Consider the following 18,604-nt stretch of genomic DNA (forward strand, 5'->3'; position numbering starts at 1 on the left):
GCGACACTGGGCGCCGGCGGCTGGATAGCGATGCCGGCAGCGGCAGCGGGCAACGCGGCAGCAGGCAACGCGGCAGCAGGCAACGCGGCGGCGACCGGGACGGCAGCGGGCACCGCCGCGGCGGCCACCCCGGCGACGGGCAAGGCGTGCGAGCCCACCACGGGCTTCACCGGCTGCCGCCTCTACGACTTCACCGGCGACAAAGCGAGCTTCCAGGTCCCGTCCGGCGTGAACGCGCTGGACGTGCGGGCGTGGGGCCAGGGCGGCTGGGGCAGCAGCATGGCGAGCGGCGGCGCGGGCGGATACAGCGCGGGCACGCTGAAGGCCACGCCCGGCGAGACGCTGTCGGTCGCGGTGGGCGGGTACTACTCCGGCAAGGCGTTCGGCGACGCGCTGGGCGGCGCCGACGGGGGCGGCTGGGCCGAGCCCGGCGGCAACAGCACGGCCGTCCGCGCGGCCGACGGCAAGGCGCTGCTGATCGCGGGCGGCGGAGGCGGCGCCGGCGGCATCGTGATGGGCCACGGCTACGGCGGTGCCGCGGGCGGCGACAAGGGCCAGGACGGCTCCGAGCCGGCCGCCGGAGGCAAGGGCGCCGACAAGGGCAAGGGCGGCGCGGCGACCGGCAACGGCGCGGCGGGAGCCGACGCGGGCGCGGCCGGGGCCCGCGGCGGTGCCGGCGGCAAGGGCAGTTCCGGCGGTGGCGGCGGCGGTGCCGGTTACGCGGGCGGCGGCGGTGGCGCGGGCACGGACGACCCGAAGGCGCAGGGCAGCGGCAGCGGCGGAGGCGGCACGAGCTACGCCGACCCGGACCGGGTGACCGGTGCCCGCGTGGAGGGCGGCGACCGCGCGACGCCGCCCGCGAAGGACGACCCGTTCTGGTCGAAGGGCTGGGAGCCGGAGACCGAGGGGATCGCCGAGGGCGGCAACAACCTCATCGGCGGCAACGGCCGGGTGGTGATCCAGTGGAAGGGCGCCGTCGCGCCCGCCGGGCTGAGCGCCGCCACCCCCGCGGAGCAGTCCGTGGAGCCGGGGTACGAGGTGCCGCCGTTCGCCGCGATCGTCCGGGACAAGGACGGCAAGCCGGTCGAGGGCGTCTCGGTGAAGTTCGCGATCGAGGACCCGGCCAAGTTCGGCCTGTACTTCGGCGACTACGACACCGCCAAGTCCGTCGTGCTGTCGAGTGACGCCCAGGGCCGTGTGCAGACGCCGATCATCTACACCTCCAGCACGCAGAAGGGCGACTTCAGCGTCAAGGCGACGGCACCGGGCGGCCTGTCCACCGACTTCACCGTGCACATCAAGAACCTGGCGAACGAGGTGAAGGTCGTCGCGGGTGACCAGCAGCAGGCCGAGCCGGGCGAGCCGTTCGCCGAGGCGCTCGAGGTCCTGGTGACCGACGGCGGCAAGCCGGCCGCCGGCGCGAAGGTGAACTACCTGGTACAGGGCGACAGCTGGAACGGCCCCACGTTCGGGGGCAAGGCGGTCGGCGTCCAGGCGACGGCCGACGACGAGGGCAAGGCGGTCTCACGCGAGCTGGTGGCCGGTGACGAGCTCGGCACGTACACCGTCACCGCGACGGTCGGGGGCGGCGCGTCCGCCACGTTCACCGTCGAGGTGGTCGAGAAGGTCGAGTCCGACCCGTCGGGCTCGCCGTCCCCCTCACCCAGCACGTCCGACCCCGCTGATGACGGTACGGCCGGCACGGGCGGTTCGGACAACGGCGGTACAAGCGGCGGCAACGACAACTCCCCGCAGCTCACCTCCGGCGGCCTGGCCGGCACCGGAGCGGGCGGCATCGGCCTGATCGCGGGCGCGGCGGCGTTCCTCGCCGCCCTCGGCTTCGCGGCGATGCGCTTCTCTCCGAGGCTGCGGGCGCGGTTGCAGAACCGGGGCTGATGGTCTGACCGGATCGACCCACGAACCGGGTTGATCACACAGCGGATTGATCCACAACCGGATCTGACCCACCCACCGGGGTGCGAGGCACACAACGCCTCGCACCCCAGCAGTCGTCTCACCCCCGCCTCAGACCCGCCCCCTCCCCCGAGGCTCCCCCAACACCCCCCGCAACCGCCGAGCCCGCAACACCAGCTCCAACTCGAACCGCCGATCGGGATCGTCGATCTCGTCCCCCCACAACTCGCGGATCTGCCGAAGGCGATACCGCACGGTCTGGGGATGGACACCGAGCCGAGCCGCCACCTCCGGCGCCCCGCCCCGCGTCTCCAGCCAGGCGAGCAGCGTCTCGGCGAGACGCCGGCCGTGGGTGGGCCCGCACTGGTCGAGCGGAGCGAGGCAGCGCAGGGCGAGGTCCTCGATGAGTTCCTCGGGCTGGAGCAGGACGAGCGCCTCGGTGTGCTCGGTGCAGTAGAGCACCTCGCCCATGGGCAGCAGCCCGCGCTCCATCAGCCGTACCGCCGCCTCGGCCCAGCGCAGCGACTTCGCCGAGTCGGCGAGCGGCACCGGCGGCCCGATGGCGCCCGCCCAGCCGGTCAGGGCCCGTTGGAGCAGTTCGGGGCGGCCACCGGCGTCCGGTTCGGGCACGACCATGCGGGGCTGCTCGTACTCCATGTCGAGCAGCACTCCCTGCCCCACGGCGGGGGCGACCGCCTCCCGGGCCGGACGCAGCAGGACACCCACCGCGACCTTCTCGGGCAGCGGCCAGCCGATCCGGGCGGCGCGTTCGGTGAGCGCCTCGGCGGGGTCGCCGCGATGGTGCTCGGCGAGCAGCAGTTCCATCAGGCGGCGCTGGAGACGCAGCCGTTCCCCGGCCTGGCGGGCGGCGGCCTCGGCGTAGCCGCGCACCGACTGGTCGACCAGGCCGTCGAGATACTCGTAGCCGGCGTCCACCAGCTCGTACATCGCCGGGGGCGGGATGTCGACGCGCTGGCCGATGTCGGCGAAGCGGCGCCAGGCGAGGCGGACGCCCATGCGGTAGATCGCCTGGAGGGAGTCGAGGCTGCGGCCGCCGAGGCCCTCGCCGCGGCCGAACTCCTGGAAGACACCGGGCGGTACGGTCGGGCGGCCCTCGGCGGTCTCCAGGTGCTGGACGAAGACCTCGATGGCGCGCCGGATGCCGATCAGCGCCATGGGTTCGCCGGACTCGTCGAGGACGACGGGCAGATGGGGGTACTCGCGGCGGATCTCGTGCAGGATCTCCTCGGCGAGCGCGGGTGCCTCGGCCATGGCGATCGCCGCGAACCGGCGGACCTTCAGCCGGGGTACGTCGTGCCAGGCCGAGCGGGTGACGGTTGCTGCGGGGCGAGCCGTCACGGGTCAACTCCCCTGCCCGACTTGCTCGTACGTGATCAAGGGGGTGTTGGGCTGGTCGGGCGTCGCTTCGAGCAGGGCCACGACGCCGAGGGCAGCGCCCACGGCGAGGGCGGCGGCGAGCGCCACGGTGAGTGCGGCGGCGAGCAGTCTGGACATCGCAGGGTCAGCCTCTCAGTCCGGGTCACGTCCCGAACGCGCCCGGAATTCTCCGAGCCCGTCCGCGGGTCGTCCCACCCCGGCGTCCCACCCTGCCTGTGGGGGCCAGTGTCGACAAGAGATTGACACTCCGTCAAGGGGCGCCTACGGTCCTCGCCTCATAGAGCGGCCCGAACTCCGTCATCTCACGCCCCAGGAGTGTCCGGATGCGCCGTACAGCCTCACCCATCTCTCTGATCCTGCTGGGACTTGGCACGTTTCTGCTGGTTCTGGCACCGATGCTCGCCTGGTACGTGGAACCCCGGGCCGCCGTGAACCCCATCGACATCGACACCACCGCCGTCTACCGCGGCACGGGCAGCGTCTTCGACACCGAGGAGCTGGAGACCGTGCCGGGTCAGCGGATCACCGTCACCCAGCGGGTGCGCGGCAATGTGGCGGAAAGTGAGCGCAGCGGCGATGCCGTGTGGGACGTGACGACCACGGTCGACACGGACAAGACGCTGCCGGCCGCCGACCCGCACGACGCGCTGGACTTCGTACCGCACCGGTGGGTGATGGACCGCCGGACCACCGAACCCGTGCACTGCTGCGGCGAGAAGCCGTACATCGAGGGGGAGGCCTATCTGAAGTTCCCCTTCGACGTGCAGAAACGTACCTACCGCTGGTGGGACAACACCCTCGGCGGCACGGTCATGCTGGGCTACCGGGGTACCGAGAAGATCCAGGGGTACACGGGTTACCGGTTCACCGGCACGGTCCCGCCGACACGGGTCGGCAGCCGGCTGGTGCCGGGCAGCATCGTCGACCAGCCGAACCGGCCGCAGGTGCTGGCCGAGGAGTGGTACTCCAACCACGGCTTCGTGCTGGTGGTCGACCAGGCCACCGGCCGGGTGATCTACGCGCAGACGGGTCCGCGGCGGACGCTGCGGGCGCCGGGCGCGGACAAGGACGCGGCGGTGCTGCTGGACAGCCGGAAGATCGCGTTCACCACCGACACCCAGAAGGAGGCGGTGCGGCAGGCGAAGCGGGACAGCGGCCAGTTGCGCGCGGTGGGTGTGACGGCGCCGATCGGGGCCGCTGTGGCCGGATTCGTGCTGGCGGTCGTGGGGGGCGTTTTGGTGGTACGGGGACGCAGGCGTCCGGAATCGGATGAAACGCCGGACACCTCCCGAGTCCCTCTCACGATCTAACTAGACGTCAGCTCTAACAAAGCCGGAATTTGTCACCTCCGTGAGTAGCCGTGACGAACGGGTGGGCGAAAACTGTCCACCCCACCCGAGCACAGGCCGTCCACACCCACCCCACAGAAACGCGCAATCCCCCCACGGAAACGCAAACCCTCTTCCCCCACGCTGAGTTCCGCACCCTGAGACGAGTTGGAGCACCCATGCCCCAGCACGTGCCACCCTCGCTGCGCACCCAGGTCCCCCGGGCGTCGCAGCACCTTTCGGCGCTCCCCCCACCTCCGCGCCGAATCGTTTTCCTTGCCCATCGAGATCTGGACAACCCGGCCGCCGGCGGCTCCGAGCTGCTGGTCGACCGACTCGCCGACGGACTGACCCGTCTCGGCCACCAGGTGACCCTGCTGTGCGGAGGGCCGGCTGCGTACCGCGACTACCGGGTCGTCTCCGCCGGCGGCGAGTTCGGCCACTATCTGCGCGCCCGGTCCGCCTTCGCCCGCCAGGTCGGCGACTGCGACCTGCTGGTCGAGGTGTGCAACGGCATGCCGTACCTGGCACCCCTGTGGCACCGCGGTCCCACGCTGTGCCTGGTCAACCACGTCCACACCGACCTGTGGAAGATGCGGTTCGGCGGGCCGCTGACACCGGCCGCCCGGATCGGCCGAAGACTCGAGCACTGGGCACTGGCCGGTGCCGCCCAGCACCGCGGGCTGCTGGTCGCCGTCTCCCCCTCGACGGCCCACGCGCTGCGGGCGATCGGCGTCGAACGCGACCGGATCCGGGTCGTGCACAACGGCGTCGAGGAGCCGGGGCCCCGTGAGGACCGCTCCCCCGAGCCCCTGTTCGTCGCCGTCGGCAGACTCGTCGAGTACAAGCGGATCGACCTGCTGCTCAGACTCTGGGAACGGGTCCGGCCGGTCACCGGTGGCCGGCTGGTGATCGTCGGGGACGGTCCCGAGCGGCAGCGGCTGGAGCAACTCGCCGGTCCCGGTGTCGAGTTCACCGGTCACGTCTCCGAGGCGGAGAAGCACCGGCTGCTGTGTGCGGCGTGGCTGCTGCTGCATCCCTCGGCCGTGGAGGGGTGGGGTCTTGTCGTCACGGAGGCCGCGACGCGTGAGACTCCGTCCATCGCCTTCGATGTTCCCGGGCTCCGTGACTCCGTCGTGGACGGGGAGACGGGGGTGCTGGCCGCCGGGGAGTCGTCCTTCGCGGCGGCGTGGTGCACGCTCGCCCTGTCTGGACATCGCCGGGAATTGATGGGTAAGGCCGCGCGGGATCGGGCGGCGCGGTTCCGTTGGGATCGTACGGTGCGGCAGTTCCGTGCTGTTGCCTATGAGGCGGTGCGGGATTTTGGGGGCGGTGACGCCTGTGCGCCGTACGGGTGATGCCGGATCGCGACTGCGGGATCGTCGTGGCTGGTCGCGCAGTTCCCCGCGCTCCTATAGGGGCGCCCCTGTCGGCCGGGGATATAAGGATCCCTCGGTTCGGCGGTCTCTCGCCCTCTTTCGTGCCTTTCTGCGTGAGCAGGTCGACCCCGAGGCCTGCTACTCGCTCCTCGCCCGGGACTCCGTCGATCAGGTCGAGGCCTACGACGGGCCCGTGGCCGGGCGGACGGTCGTCGATGTCGGGGGTGGCAGCGGGCACTTCACGGAGGAGTTCCGCAGACGCGGGGCCGACGCCTACCTCTTCGAGCCCGACGCAGGCGAACTCGGTGAGAAACCGCCCGACTCGACCGTGATCGCGGACGGCTATCTGCTGCCGCTGTACGACGGGGTCGCCGATGTCACGTTCTCCTCCAACGTGCTGGAGCACGTGGCCGATCCGCAGACGTTCATCAGTGAGCTGGTGCGGGTGACCAGGCCCGGTGGGCTGATCTACGTGTCGTTCACCAACTGGTGGTCTCCCTGGGGCGGGCACGAGTGGGCGCCCTGGCACTACCTGGGTGCCGAGCGGGCGCGGGCCCGGTATCGGCGCCGTACCGGCCGGACCGCGAAGCACGCGCTCGGGGAGAACCTGTTCGCGGTGCACATCGGTCCGACCCTGCGGCAGGTGCGCGCCCGGGACGACGTGCGGGTCGTCTCGGCGCGTTCCCGCTACTGGCCGTTCCTCTCGGAGACCGTGGTGAAGGTGCCCGGGGTCCGCGAGGTCGCCACCTGGAACCTCCTCCTCATCCTCCGGCGGTGTCCACCATGACGACGTCCACGGTCCAGGCCCCTCCTCCGGCAGCCGTCCCCACCACCGCGATCCTGCCGGGCCCTCCGGAGGGCCCGCGGTCGCGGCGCTGGCTGCTGGGGTTCTGGGCCGTGGTGTTCGTGCTGTTCCTGGCGGTGCACCCCGGCCGCCAGACCTTCGACACCAAGCTCGGCGTCACCACCGACCCGGGCCGGTTCCTCGCTGATCTCGGCCAGTTGTGGCACGACCAGGGCTCGTTCGGCGGGATCCAGGACCAGTACGTCGGCTATGTGTGGCCGATGCTGCCGTTCTACTGGCTCGGTCATGCCGTGCAGCTGCCGGTGTGGCTGGTGGAGCGGCTGTGGCTGTCGCTGGTGGTGTCGGTGGCGTTCTGGGGCGCGCTCCGGCTGGCCGAGCGGCTGCGCGTGGGCAACGGGGCGTCCCGGCTGCTCGCGGCGGTGGCGTACGCGCTGTGGCCGGTGTTCACGATCGTCGTCGGCTCCACGTCGGCGGCGGCGCTGCCCGGCGCGTTCCTGCCGTGGGTGCTGCTGCCGCTGACCGACGAGCGGTACAGCGCCCGGATCGCCGCCCTGCGCTCGGCGCTGGTCATCCCGTTCATGGGCGGTGTCAACGCGGCCTCGACGCTCGCCGCCCTGGTCCCGGTCGGCCTGTATCTGCTGTCCCGGCCGCCCGGGCCACGGCAGCGCAAGCTGATCGCCTGGTGGGTGCCGGGGGTGATCCTGGCGACGGCCTGGTGGGTGATCCCGCTGCTGCTGCTCGGCTTCTACGGCGAGAACTTCCTGCCGTACGTCGAGAGCGCCCGGACCACGACCGAGACCATGTCGGCGACGGAGGCACTGCGCGGGGGCGGCAACTGGGTCGCCTATCTGCACCTGGTTCAGGCCTGGCTGCCGGCGGGCTGGACGGTGGCGTCCGCGGTGATCGTGATCCTGTGCTCGGCGTTCGCGGCCGGGCTGGGTTTGGCCGGTCTAGCCAGGCGGGACATGCCGGAGCGGCGCTGGCTGGTGCTGACCGTGCTGGTGGCGATCCTGGTCCTGCTGGCCGGGTACGGCGGCCCGTTCGGCGCCCCCTTCCACGGGACCGTGCAGGACTGGCTGGACGGCGGGCTGGCGCCCTTCCGCAACATCTACAAGTTCCAGGTCGGGGTCGCGCTCGCGCTGGTACTGGGCCTGGCCCACCTCGTGGGGGTCGCCGCCGAGACGCGCGGCGCCCGCGAGGTGCGCGGACGCCGGTTCGCCCCGCTGATCGCGGCGGTGCTGATCCTGCCGGGGCTGATGTGGCCGTACCTCAACGGGTCGATCCTGAACCCGGGTTCGTTCCAGGAGCTGCCCAAGTACTGGCACGCCACCTCCGACTGGCTGGAGAAGTACTCCCCCGACTCGCGCGCCCTGGTCGTCCCGGCCACCGCGCACGGCATCTACACCTGGGGCTCCCCCATCGACCAGCCCCTGGACGTGCTCGCCGAGTCCCGCTGGGCGCAGCGCGACTACGTGCCGTTCGGCACCGCCGGCAACCGGCGGGCGATGGACGCGGTGGAGGAGTCACTGCAGACGGGCGGCGAAGTCCCGGGCCTGGCCGACTACTTGAGCCGCGCCGGGGTCTACTACGTCGTCGTCCGCAACGACCTCGACCCCGACCAGATCGGCAACGTGCCGACCTCGACGGTGAAGCGGACCCTGGAGCAGTCCGGCTACGAACGGGTGACGGGCCTCGGCCCGATCATGACCGGCGGGCGGATCGCCGAGGACACCCCGCTCCAGGTCGAGGGCCTGTACCCGAGGCAGCGGGCGGTGGAGATCTACCGTCCGGCGGGCGAGGACGTCCCGCGTCCCGGGCAGGCCGGGCTGACCCCGGTCGCCGACACGGCGGTGGTCTCCGGCGGCCCCGAGTCCCTGCTGCCGCTCGCCACCGAACTGCGCGGCCGGGCCACGGTGTTGACCGGCGACAACCATCCCGGGCTCGGCACCCCGCCGGTGCAGGTGGTGGGCGACGGACTGCGCCGCGCCGACACCCGGTTCGGCCTGGTCAACGCCAACACGTCGTACACGTACACCCGGGACGAGCGCAACGCCCCGGGGGCCGCGCAGGACGCCGGTGAGACACCGCACCAGATCCTGCCGACCACCGGCCTGTCCCACCAGACGGTCGCCCAACTGCGCGGCGCCCGCTCGGTGACGGCGTCCTCGTACGGCAACTGGCTCTTCCATCTCCCGCAGTTCGATCCGGTGAACGCCTTCGACGGCAATCCGGACACCGCGTGGGCCGAGGGCGTCGCGGGCTCGCCGAACGGGCAGTGGCTGCGGATCGGCTTCACCGACTCCTACGACATGCCGCGCTCCTTCAGGGTCACGCCGTTGCCGCAGGAGAGCGTGCGGTCTGCGGCCACCCGGGTCCGGGTGGAGACCGAGAAGGGCTCGGTGACCAGCTACCTGCGCTCCGACGGCACCACCCAGAGCATCAAGGCCCCCGAGGGCGCGACGAGTTGGATGAAGCTCACCATCGTCGACTCGGTGGCCCGGCGGACCGGCCTCGCGGGCGCGGGCTTCTCCGAGATCGACCTGCCCGACGTCCAGGTGACCCGGCTGCTGCGGCTGCCCACCGACGCCGGGAACACCGACGCCACCAGCGAGATCGTCTCCCTGCACCGCACCGCCGACCCGGCCGGCTTCTCGCCGACGGGCACCGAGGCGGGCCTGCACCGGACCTTCTCGACGAACACCTCGGGGACGTACGAGGTGCGGGCGAGCGCGGTGCCGGTGTCCGGTGAGGCTCTCGACCGAATGCTGTACGAGGTCGCGCCCGAGCAGCAGAACCGCATCACGGCGACCGCGGACTCCACCGCGATGCTGGGCGCGGGCCTGTCCGCGCGCAACCTCACCGACGGCGACCTGACCACGGCGTGGATCGCGGGCGACCGCCCCACCATCCATCTGCGCTGGCCGGACAAGCAGCCGGTCGGCGAGATCGTGCTGGCCGGCGCGGGCGGACTGTCCACCCGGCCCACCGAGGTGGACATCAGCTCGCCCGACGGCGCCGCGATCGCGGGCGTGGACGAGAACGGCGCGGTCCGCTTCCCGCCGATCACCACCGACCGCCTCGACATCACCATCACCAAGACGGCGCCGATGACCCTGCACAACCCGGTCGCCGACGAGGACCTCCAGCTCCCGGTCGGCCTGACCGAGGCCTACATCCCGGCCCTCGACCAGTACCGCACCCCGCAGCCCCGCGCCGACCGCCCCTTCTCCCTGCCCTGCGGACAGGGACCCGACATCGCGGTCGACGGAGAGCTGTACCAGTCGAGCGTGAAGGGCACGGTCCGGGACCTCACCGAGCGCCGGGCCGTAGAGGTGACGCTCTGTCAGTCCGGCCGACAGAACGCCGAGTTGGAGCTGCCGACCGGCACCCACCGGGTCGAGGGCGGGGACGCCGGACCGCTGACCCTCACCGACGTGACCCTGACCCGCGGGACGGTCACCGAGTCCGCCGCGGCCGCCCGCGACCTGCGGATCGGCGACTGGCTCGGCGACCAGCGACAGCTCACGGTGGGCTCGGGCGCCTCCTCGTACCTCAGCACGTACGAGAACTACAACGACGGCTGGAAGGCCACCCTCAACGGCAGCGAGCTGTCCCCGGTCCGCCTCGACGGCTGGCAGCAGGGCTGGCGCATCCCGGCGGGCGCGGGCGGCACGGTGAAACTCTCCTACGAGCCCGCGACGACCTACGACATCGGCCTCATCGCCAGCGCGGTGGCCCTGGCCGCCCTGGTCGCCCTCGTCCTGTGGCGCCGCCGCGCCCCCAACCCCGACGACCCCCAGCCCCTGCCACCCCCGCCCGGCCTCTGGCTCGGCACGATCGCCCTCACCCTGGTCGCCGCGGTGATCGCCGGCTGGTTCGCCCTGCTGGTGCCGGCACTGGCGCTGCTCGCGTACCGGCGGCACGCCCTCCTCGTCCCCCTCGCCTTCGTGGCCCTCGCCGGGGCCGGGATCGCGGCGGCGACGGGGGCCGGGGAGCCGGTGGGGGCGGAAGAGGGGGCCTTCGGCCCCGCCGCCCAACTCCTCGCGCTCATCGGGGTGTTCGCGGCACTGGTGAGCGTGCGCGAGCCGGCGGAGACGCCACCGCCACCACCCCCCGAGTCCGAGGCACCGACCCAGCAACTGCCCCCGGTCCAGGTCGAGAAGGGGAAGGCGGAGCCCGTATGACGACCACCCCACCCCTGCGCATCCCCTTCCCCCTCGTCGACGAGGTCGCCCGCCACTGCCTCCAGGAGGAGGAACCGGAAACCGTCCACATCGAGGTCCACCTGCCCGGCCACCTGGACCCCGGCCGCCTCCGCAAGGCCTTCACCGAGGCCCTCCACCGCCACCCGCGCATCCTGATGCGCGAGGCGGCGGGCCCGTGGTACCGACGCCGCTACGAGTGGGAACTGACGGCGGAGCCTGATGTGGAGGTGGTGAGCTTCCCGGCGGGCGGACGGAATGCCCTGCGGGACGCGAGGACGAGGGCCCTGGTAGAGGCACCGCCACTGTCCCTGTCCCCACCGATCCGCTTGGAGATGGTGGAGGGAACAGGCCCGGTCAACGGCAGCGAAGCCACGGTTGCGGTGGACAACCAACGCCAGCCGCACCCACCTAAGGGGCGCGGGGAACTGCGCGATCAACCCCCACCGGCCCGCAGCCAAAAAACTACCGTCCTCTTCCTCACCATCAACCACACAGCCCTGGACGGCCCCGCCTGCCTACGCGTCCTCGCCACCGCAGCGGAGCTGTACGGCGGCAAGGACAACGCCCCCACCGCAGCCCCCACCCGCCCCCAGGAACCCCCCACACCCCCGGAGGACACCCCCTCCAACTGGTCAAGACCGGCCCGCGTAGCCCCCGGCACCCCCGAACCCTCCCCCGGCAACGGCCTCCTCGTCACCGAACTCCCCCTCCCCCACCGCCCCAAGGGCTCGCCGTACACGGTGAACGACCAGCTGATGGTGACGACGGCCCTGACGATCGCCCACTGGAACAGAGAACACGGCGCCCGCCCCCGCCCCCTGCGCATCACGATGCCCGTGGACGACCGCCCCCGCGACACGACGATGCCCATCGGCAACGGCACCCGCCTGGTCGAAGTTCCCTTCACGCCCGAGGAGTTGCACCACCCCGACCTCGGCGCCCTGCTGCGCCGCACGGCCACGAGGACCCGCGCGCTCAAGTCCCTCCCCCGCCCCCAGCTCGGCCACGGCGCCACCCTCCTGACCGCTCCGGTCACCCCCGTGGCATGGCGGGCCGCGCTCACCCGGGGCCTCCGCAGGGCCGCCGCCCCGTGGACATCGACCACCCTGCTCAGCAACATCGGCCGGATCCCGTACCCGCTGGACTTCGGCGAGGAGGCCGGCCGCGCCCACGCCGTGTGGTTCTCGGCGCCGGCGCGCATGCCACGCGGGCTGACCGTCACCACCGCGTCCACGGCGGGCCGTCTCCACCTGGCGCTGCGCTGGTCGCGCGCCCTGCTCGGACATGGCGACGGCGCCCATCTGCGGGACCTCTTCGAGCACTACCTGCACTCCACGGAGGTCGGCACATGACCACGACCGCGCGTCAACGCCCGCGCGAGCTGCGGGACTTCTACGAGGATCCTGCCGTCCCGGTCGCCTCCGGCGCCTCCCGCTCGCTGCGCCAGGCGCGGATGCTGGCCGCCGCCCTCGGCCCCGCCGGGACCCGCGGCGCCCGGACGATCCTCGACGTCGGCTGCGGAGACGGCACGGCGGCCGCGACCGCGGCGCCCCTGCTCACCGGCCACCGGCTCATCGGCGTCGACTGGTCGCAGGACGCGCTGAAACGGGCGCGGGCGCACCTGACGTACCCGATCCGCGGCGAACTCACCGGCCCCGGGCTGCCGTTCGGCACCGGCTGCGCGGACGCCGTGCTGTTCAGCGAGGTGATCGAGCACCTCGTCGACCCGGACGCCGCCCTCGACGAGCTCCGCCGCGTGCTGCGCCCGGGAGGCCATCTCATGCTGTCCACGCCGAACCTGGCCGCCTGGTACAACCGCGGGCTGCTGCTGGCGGGCGTCCAGCCGGTGTTCTCGGAGGTGAGCCTGCGGGGCATCCACGGCCGGCCGGGGCGGGAGGTCGTAGGGCACTTGCGGCTCTACACGGCCCGTGCGCTGCGGGAGTTCGTCACCGCGGCCGGCTTCCGGGTCGTACGGCTCGAAGGGGCCCCCTTCCACGGCGTGCCGCGCCCGCTGCGCGCCCTGGACCGGCTGGCCTGTGCCAGACCCTCACTCGCGTCGATCCTGCTGCTGCACGCGCGAAAGACGTGAGGGGGCATGGCCCATGTGGTGGGGAGTGGCCGCGGCCCTGCTGGCGAACGCGCTGTACAGCGTGGGATTCGTGCTGGAGAAAAGGGCGTTGACGTCCCTGCCGCAGGTGACGGTCCGTCAACCGGTGCGGCTGCTGGGGCTGGTGCTGCGCAGCCCGTTGTGGATCGGGGGGTCGCTCGCGCTGGCCTCCGGGTTCGCCGCGCAGCTTGCGGTCTACCGCACCCTGCCGATCGCCGCCGCGCAGGGCATCTTCGTCTCCGGTCTCGTCCTGCTCGTACTGCTGTCCGCCCGGCTGCTGGGCGAGGAGACCACCGGCCGGGAGCGGTACGCGCTGGGCGCGATCCTGGCCGCGCTGCTGATGGTGGTGCTGTCGCTGCGGGAGGGCGCGGACACCGTCAGTCAGAGCGCGCCGTATCCGCTGGTCCTGCTGGTGTGCGTGCCCTCGCTCGCGACGGGCGTGTGGCTGTACAACGCGGCCGAGCGGCGCAGCCGCCACCGCCATCGCGCGCCGACCACCGGTGTGGAGTACGGCGTGGCGGTGGGCCTGCTGTACGGCGTCAGCTCGCTCGCCATCAAGGGCGTGTCGAGCCATCTGACCGGGAGCGGCCTCGGCGGCGCGATCGTCGGCCTGCTGCGCTCCCCGTATCCGTATCTGCTGCTCTTCACCGGCGCGTTCGGGCTGGTCATGTCGCAGGCGGCGCTCCAGCGCTGCCGGGCCTCGCTGATCGTGCCGGTGTGCACGACGGTGACCTGTCTGTACACGGCGGTGCTCGGCACGCTCTCGTTCGGCGAGGCGCTGCCCCAGGACCCGCTGCGGCTCGCGCTGCGGCTGGCGGGCATCGCGCTCGCCGTCGCCGTCCTGCTGTCCATGCCGAAACACGACCGAGCGCCGCAAGAACCCATCGGTGCCAGGGAGTTGACCCCACCATGAACCCCGACGACCCACTGCTGAAGATCCTCGCCTGCCCGCTCGACAAGGGCGCGCTGCATCTGGTCCTCCCGGACGGTCCGGCGCAGGCCGAGGTGCTCTACAACCCGCGCCTGCACCGCCGTTACCCGATCGTCGACGGCATTCCGCAGCTGCTGCCGTCCTCCGGGGAGCAGGTCTCGGACGACGAGCACGAGGACCTCCTCAAGCGGATGGCACCGTGACCGGCCCGGCGCGCACCTGGGCGGCCCGGGTGGCCCCGCATCTGCCGACCCGGCTGGTCGCCGCGGCGGCGCGGGCCGTGTACCCGCGCTTCGAGCCGGAGCTGGCGCGGCTCGCGGAGCTGTGCCCGGCCGACTGCGGCACGGCCGTGGACGTCGGCGGCTGGTACGGCCCCTGGACCCGGCGGCTGTCGAGACGGGCCCGCCGGGTGGTGACCGTGGAACCGGTGCCGCACCTGGCGCGGCTGCTGACCGCGGCGGCCCCGGCGAACGTCCGCGTGATCGCGGCCGCCGCCTCCGACCAGCCCGGCACGGCCCGGCTGTGGCTGCCGCCGGACGACGCGGGCGACCGAGGCGTGTCCTCCCTGGTCCGCCGGGACATCCACGGCCGGGCACTGGAGGTGCCCTGCATCACCCTCGACGACCTCGGCCTGACGAACGTCGACTTCGTCAAGATCGACGTCGACGGCAGCGAGCTCGCGGTACTGCGCGGCGCGACCGGCATCCTGGCCCGCGACCGGCCCGCCCTCTTCGTCGAGCTGGAGTCCCGCATCCAGCCGATCTCCCCGGTGGTGACCTACCTGTCCCTGCTCGGCTACGACGGCTGGGTGCTGCCCGGCGACTCCTGGGTGCCGCTGGCCTCCTTCCCCCTGGAGGACCACCAGTCCACGGCCTCCTACGTCGTCGCCCACGGCCTGCTCCGCCGCGTCCTGCCCTTCCGCGACCGCCCCCGGTACGTCAACTCGGTCCTGTTCCTGCCCGACGGCCGCCGACCCGGCTCCTCGGGCGTGGGGGACGATGGTGGACATGCCCTCCGGAAAGCCCCCCGCTAGCCCCTTCACCCCGCTCGACTTCCAGCTGGTCCTGCTGCGCCGCATGGCCGACCACAACCCGGATCCGGTGGAGGACGCCCGGCACACGCTGGGCGTCTCGGTCGCCCAGATGCGCGAGGCCAACAAGCGGTGGCAGGCGATGGTCCGGTCGCCGCGCTCGCGGGCCGCCGCCTCCCGGTACCGCTCCGTCCTCGGCGCGCCCGAGTCGGTGCTCACCCGCAGGGTCGGCGACCTGGAGTGCGAGGCCTGGCTGTGGCCGGTGCCGCTCTGGCCCGACCTGCGCTTCGAGGTGCTCCTCGCCCCGAACGGCGCCGTCTGGAACGAGTGGCTGGTCCGCGCCCCCGGCGCCGAACCGCCCGTCCTGCGCACCCTCGCCGACCTCACCCCCTGGTCCTGCACGGTCGACGAGGCCGCCCGCGCCTTCGCCCCCGCCCGCCCGCTGGAGGGCACGGCCCCGACCCGCTGGGGGCTGTCCTTCGCCGCTCCGGACGCGGAGGGGGTACGGCGTGATGTCGTCGCCGAGTTCACGTGGGGGTTGTTGCAGCGGGTCGCTCCGCGGTAGCGGGGGCTCTGCGGTAGCGGGGGCGGAATCGATGAATCGATATCGAAGCGCTTCCGGAATCCATTGCAACGCACAGTCAACAGGGCTTACCTTACATCTCCCTTGACATCAGGCGCAGTTGGCCGCACTCCGGACCCGAAGAGGTTTTCCGTGCCCACACCGCCCCCTGCCCCGACGGGCTTCCCCGACGACGAGGGAGCCGACGACTTCGTACGGATGTTCCGGCAGGCCTTGGCGCCCGCCGAACGGGAATCGCTGGCGTACACCCCGCCCCTCGTCATCCTCGACGTCGGAGACGGCGGAGACGGCGGGGCGGAGTACGACGCCCGGGTGCGCCGTGTGGTCGAGGCGCTGGAGCGGGCCTCGCGGAACGACCAGGACCGGCAGACGGTCCCGCACGCCCTCGTCAGGGCCTCGAAGGACAGTGATCTGCTGAGCGTCACCGCCGCCCGGGGTCTGTTCTTCGGTCTGCCCAAGAACATGACGCCGGACCGGCTTCCGGGCTTCTGGCCGCTGTCGGACTCCGTCTCGTACATACGCGACCTCGGCCAGGGGGCCACCGCACCCGGCTCCCAAACCCTGCGCGATCACGCCTTCAAGCAGCTGCGCCTCAACCGACGGCAGCGGCACGAGGGCGGTCCGCAGGTCTTCCTCTGGGCGCTCGGCGGCGGCGACGCTACCCAGATCGGCGGGTGGCGCGGCTTCCTGCTCGGCCTCCTCTGGCACCCGATCACCCGTACCCTCCCGCGGTGGCGCTGGGAGCGGCGCAAGACCCGCAGGCTGATGCGCCCCGGATTTCTTGCCCGCCGCAGACGCCAGGGGTGGCTGCGCGAGGCGTTGGGCATGGCCGAGGGCTCCGAGACCGTGTTCGAGGTCATGGACGAGGTCGCGGACCGGCAGCTGCCCCGGCTGGCCCTGCCCGAAGGCCACCCGCGGCACCAGGAATCCCTGGTCGCCTTCGAGAAGCTGCTGACCCGGGCGCTGCTCGAAGACCTCGCCGATCCCCCGGTCGGCCGTCGGCGGCCCCTGCGGCGGCGCCGTACCGCCCGACCCCTGCTGCTGGTTCCGATACCCCGGGACGGTGCACCGGGCGTGGCGGCCGTCGAGCGGTTCCTACGCGCTTTCCAGGAGGAGCGCGGCCACACGGCGGGCCGGCCCGGTCCTCTCGTCGTCGCGGTCGGCCGGCCCTCGCAGCGGTTGCTCACCGCACTGGGCGGGCCGACGGCGATCGGACTCGGTCAGGCGGGCCGGTTGCTCCCGCAGTCACAGCCGCCCGCCGGCCCGGCCCTGGTGAGGCTGCGGGACGAGCCGTTCGAACGGGACGGAATCGTCGTACGGCGCTGCCTCCCACGGATGTTCCGGCTCGGCGGACGCGCCGTCGCCACCACCGCGATGACCGGCATCAGCCTGTTCGCGATCCTGGTCTGCGTCGGCGCGTGGAAGATCATCAATGGCCCAGACGTCTCCTACGAGTGTGTCGGCGGCACGCAGACCGTGGCCGAGGGCGCGGGCGCCAGGATCGATGTGCGGGCCACGGAGTGGCACCAGTCGGTCAGGGACCGGATCGACCAGGAGAACAAGCGCGTCATCCGCGACTACGCGAAGCGCCGGACCGTACGGACCGTCGTGGCCTTCGTCTCCGACCCGCCCGTCGGCGTGGACGCGATCCGTTTCGACGGCCTCATCCCCGAGCTGCGCGGCATCGCGCTGTGGCAGCAGGAACTGAACGACCAGGCGGTCAACGACCCGTCCCTGGTGCCGCTGCTCGTCGACGTCCGCACCACCGGGGAGTCGTTCGGCAACGCCGAGGCCGAGGCCGAGAAGCTGGTCCGCGAGGTCCGCGACGAAGCGGGGCAGCCCGCGTACGAGAGAGTCGTCGGCGTCCTCGGATTCGCGCAGAGCCGCGAGTCGACCCAGGCCGCGCTCAAGGTGCTCGACCGGGCCAGGATCCCGCTCATCGGCACCACCGCGACCGCCGACGAGATGCAGAACGCCGCCCGTACCGGCTACTGGCCGTTCACGCCGAGCAACTCGACGGAGGCCGCCATCGAGGCCGCGTTCGCGAGCCGGGAGAACATCGTCGTCCACGAAGGCTCCGAGACCCAGTGCACTCCCGCGCGGCACGCCCTCGTGATCGAGAGCTCCGCCGATCTCTACAGCCGCAGTCTGGCCGACAAGTTCACCGCCGAATTCCCCGGCACCGAGCCGGTGTTCGACTACAACCAGGAGAACCAGTACGGCGACGGCGGGCCGCCGGTCACGATGCGGACGTCCAGCGCCGACACCCTGACCAAGCAGCTCTGCGCGGCCCTGCGCGAGCAGCCCGACTCCGTCGTCTACTGGTCGGCCCGGGCCAAGGACTTCAGCGCGTTCGTCAACGCCATGGACCGGTCGGGCACCTGCACCGACCACGACATCACCGTCCTCGGCGGCAACGAACTCACCAACGTGGCGCAGACCGGCGTCTTCGCGGAGAAGGACTGGCTGCGCCTCTACTACTCCGCGCACCGGCTCCCGTCCACGGACGAACAGGCCAGCACGAAGACCAAGCAGTTCGTCAGGAGGTACACCGCCTTCGTCGAGGACACCACCACGGGCACCGACCCCTGGCGCCAGGACGGCCACTCCGCAGTCTCCTACGACGCCTTCCACGTCCTGTCCCAGGCGGTGATCGAGGCCTATCAGGCGGACCCGACCGTCAGCCGGGCCAACGTGCTGCACTCACTCCAGGACGGCATCTCCTTCGACGGTGCCACCGGGTACGTCTCCTACGGCGCCGACGTCAACGCCCCGCCCGTCGACAAGACCCTGGTCCTGCTCCGGCAGGTGGCGAACCAGCCGGAGGCGGTGGTGGCGTGCGGGGCGTACCAGCAGGGCGAGGACTATCGGTACCAGAAGCAGGGGGTGCCGTGTGACGCCGCAGGGTGACACCTGGGCGTGCG

14 protein-coding genes are annotated in these 18,604 nt (G+C 72.4%); 12 read left to right on the top strand and 2 right to left on the bottom strand.

Annotation, left to right across the window (positions count from 1 at the left end; all coding sequences use genetic code 11):
• The first annotated feature begins 30 nt into the window (after positions 1-30).
• Positions 31-1,896 carry a glycine-rich protein gene (locus tag K4B79_RS15695; protein WP_232027199.1) on the top strand — a complete coding sequence of 622 codons (1,866 nt, stop codon included), beginning with the start codon at positions 31-33 and terminating at the stop codon, positions 1,894-1,896.
• A gap of 129 nt (positions 1,897-2,025) precedes the next feature.
• On the opposite strand, the gene K4B79_RS15700 is transcribed toward K4B79_RS15695, so the two are convergent.
• Together K4B79_RS15700 and K4B79_RS15705 are read right to left on the bottom strand one after the other, a co-directional pair.
• A complete protein-coding gene (locus K4B79_RS15700; protein ID WP_232027200.1) occupies positions 2,026-3,273 on the bottom strand; it encodes a PucR family transcriptional regulator in 1,248 nt (415 codons plus the stop codon).
• Between the two features lie 3 nt (positions 3,274-3,276).
• Entirely contained in the window at positions 3,277-3,429 is a 153-nt protein-coding gene (locus tag K4B79_RS15705) for a hypothetical protein (RefSeq protein WP_232027201.1), read from the bottom strand.
• 206 nt (positions 3,430-3,635) lie between these two features.
• Between K4B79_RS15705 and K4B79_RS15710 the strand changes: the two genes are divergently transcribed.
• The 11 genes from K4B79_RS15710 to K4B79_RS15760 all read left to right on the top strand — a co-directional run bounded on the left by K4B79_RS15710 (position 3,636) and on the right by K4B79_RS15760 (position 18,590).
• Positions 3,636-4,622 carry a DUF3068 domain-containing protein gene (locus K4B79_RS15710; protein ID WP_232027202.1) on the top strand — a complete coding sequence of 329 codons (987 nt, stop codon included), beginning with the start codon at positions 3,636-3,638 and terminating at the stop codon, positions 4,620-4,622.
• A gap of 197 nt (positions 4,623-4,819) precedes the next feature.
• Positions 4,820-5,998: a glycosyltransferase family 4 protein gene (locus K4B79_RS15715; RefSeq protein WP_232027203.1), complete on the top strand. Its 1,179-nt coding sequence runs from the start codon at positions 4,820-4,822 to the stop codon at positions 5,996-5,998.
• Entirely contained in the window at positions 5,946-6,806 is an 861-nt protein-coding gene (locus tag K4B79_RS15720; RefSeq protein ID WP_374208486.1) for a class I SAM-dependent methyltransferase, read from the top strand. Before K4B79_RS15715 ends, K4B79_RS15720 begins: the two co-directional genes overlap by 53 nt.
• The gene (locus tag K4B79_RS15725; RefSeq protein ID WP_232027204.1) at positions 6,803-11,008 is read left to right on the top strand and encodes a DUF3367 domain-containing protein; all 4,206 of its coding nucleotides are present in this window, start codon (positions 6,803-6,805) and stop codon (positions 11,006-11,008) included. Before K4B79_RS15720 ends, K4B79_RS15725 begins: the two co-directional genes overlap by 4 nt.
• Positions 11,005-12,381 (top strand): condensation protein, encoded by a 1,377-nt coding sequence (locus K4B79_RS15730; protein ID WP_232027205.1) that lies wholly within the window; start codon positions 11,005-11,007, stop codon positions 12,379-12,381. The genes K4B79_RS15725 and K4B79_RS15730 overlap by 4 nt, the downstream gene beginning before the upstream one ends.
• Positions 12,378-13,118, top strand: a complete 741-nt coding sequence (locus K4B79_RS15735; protein WP_232027206.1) for a class I SAM-dependent methyltransferase — start codon at positions 12,378-12,380, stop codon at positions 13,116-13,118. Before K4B79_RS15730 ends, K4B79_RS15735 begins: the two co-directional genes overlap by 4 nt.
• A gap of 25 nt (positions 13,119-13,143) precedes the next feature.
• A complete protein-coding gene (locus K4B79_RS15740; RefSeq protein WP_232027589.1) occupies positions 13,144-14,049 on the top strand; it encodes a hypothetical protein in 906 nt (301 codons plus the stop codon).
• Positions 14,046-14,270, top strand: coding sequence for a Trm112 family protein (locus K4B79_RS15745; protein WP_232027207.1), 225 nt, complete (start codon positions 14,046-14,048; stop codon positions 14,268-14,270). The genes K4B79_RS15740 and K4B79_RS15745 overlap by 4 nt, the downstream gene beginning before the upstream one ends.
• On the top strand, positions 14,267-15,100 hold the full coding sequence (locus tag K4B79_RS15750) for an FkbM family methyltransferase (protein ID WP_232027208.1): 834 nt from the start codon (positions 14,267-14,269) through the stop codon (positions 15,098-15,100). The genes K4B79_RS15745 and K4B79_RS15750 overlap by 4 nt, the downstream gene beginning before the upstream one ends.
• Positions 15,066-15,662 (top strand): hypothetical protein, encoded by a 597-nt coding sequence (locus K4B79_RS15755; RefSeq protein WP_232027209.1) that lies wholly within the window; start codon positions 15,066-15,068, stop codon positions 15,660-15,662. The genes K4B79_RS15750 and K4B79_RS15755 overlap by 35 nt, the downstream gene beginning before the upstream one ends.
• Positions 15,663-15,812: 150 nt before the next feature.
• On the top strand, positions 15,813-18,590 hold the full coding sequence (locus tag K4B79_RS15760; protein WP_232027210.1) for an ABC transporter substrate-binding protein: 2,778 nt from the start codon (positions 15,813-15,815) through the stop codon (positions 18,588-18,590).
• Positions 18,591-18,604 lie beyond the last annotated feature (14 nt).

Origin of the sequence: Streptomyces lincolnensis (genome assembly GCF_021173675.1) — a bacterium.
GTDB classification, from domain to species: domain Bacteria; phylum Actinomycetota; class Actinomycetes; order Streptomycetales; family Streptomycetaceae; genus Streptomyces; species Streptomyces lincolnensis_B.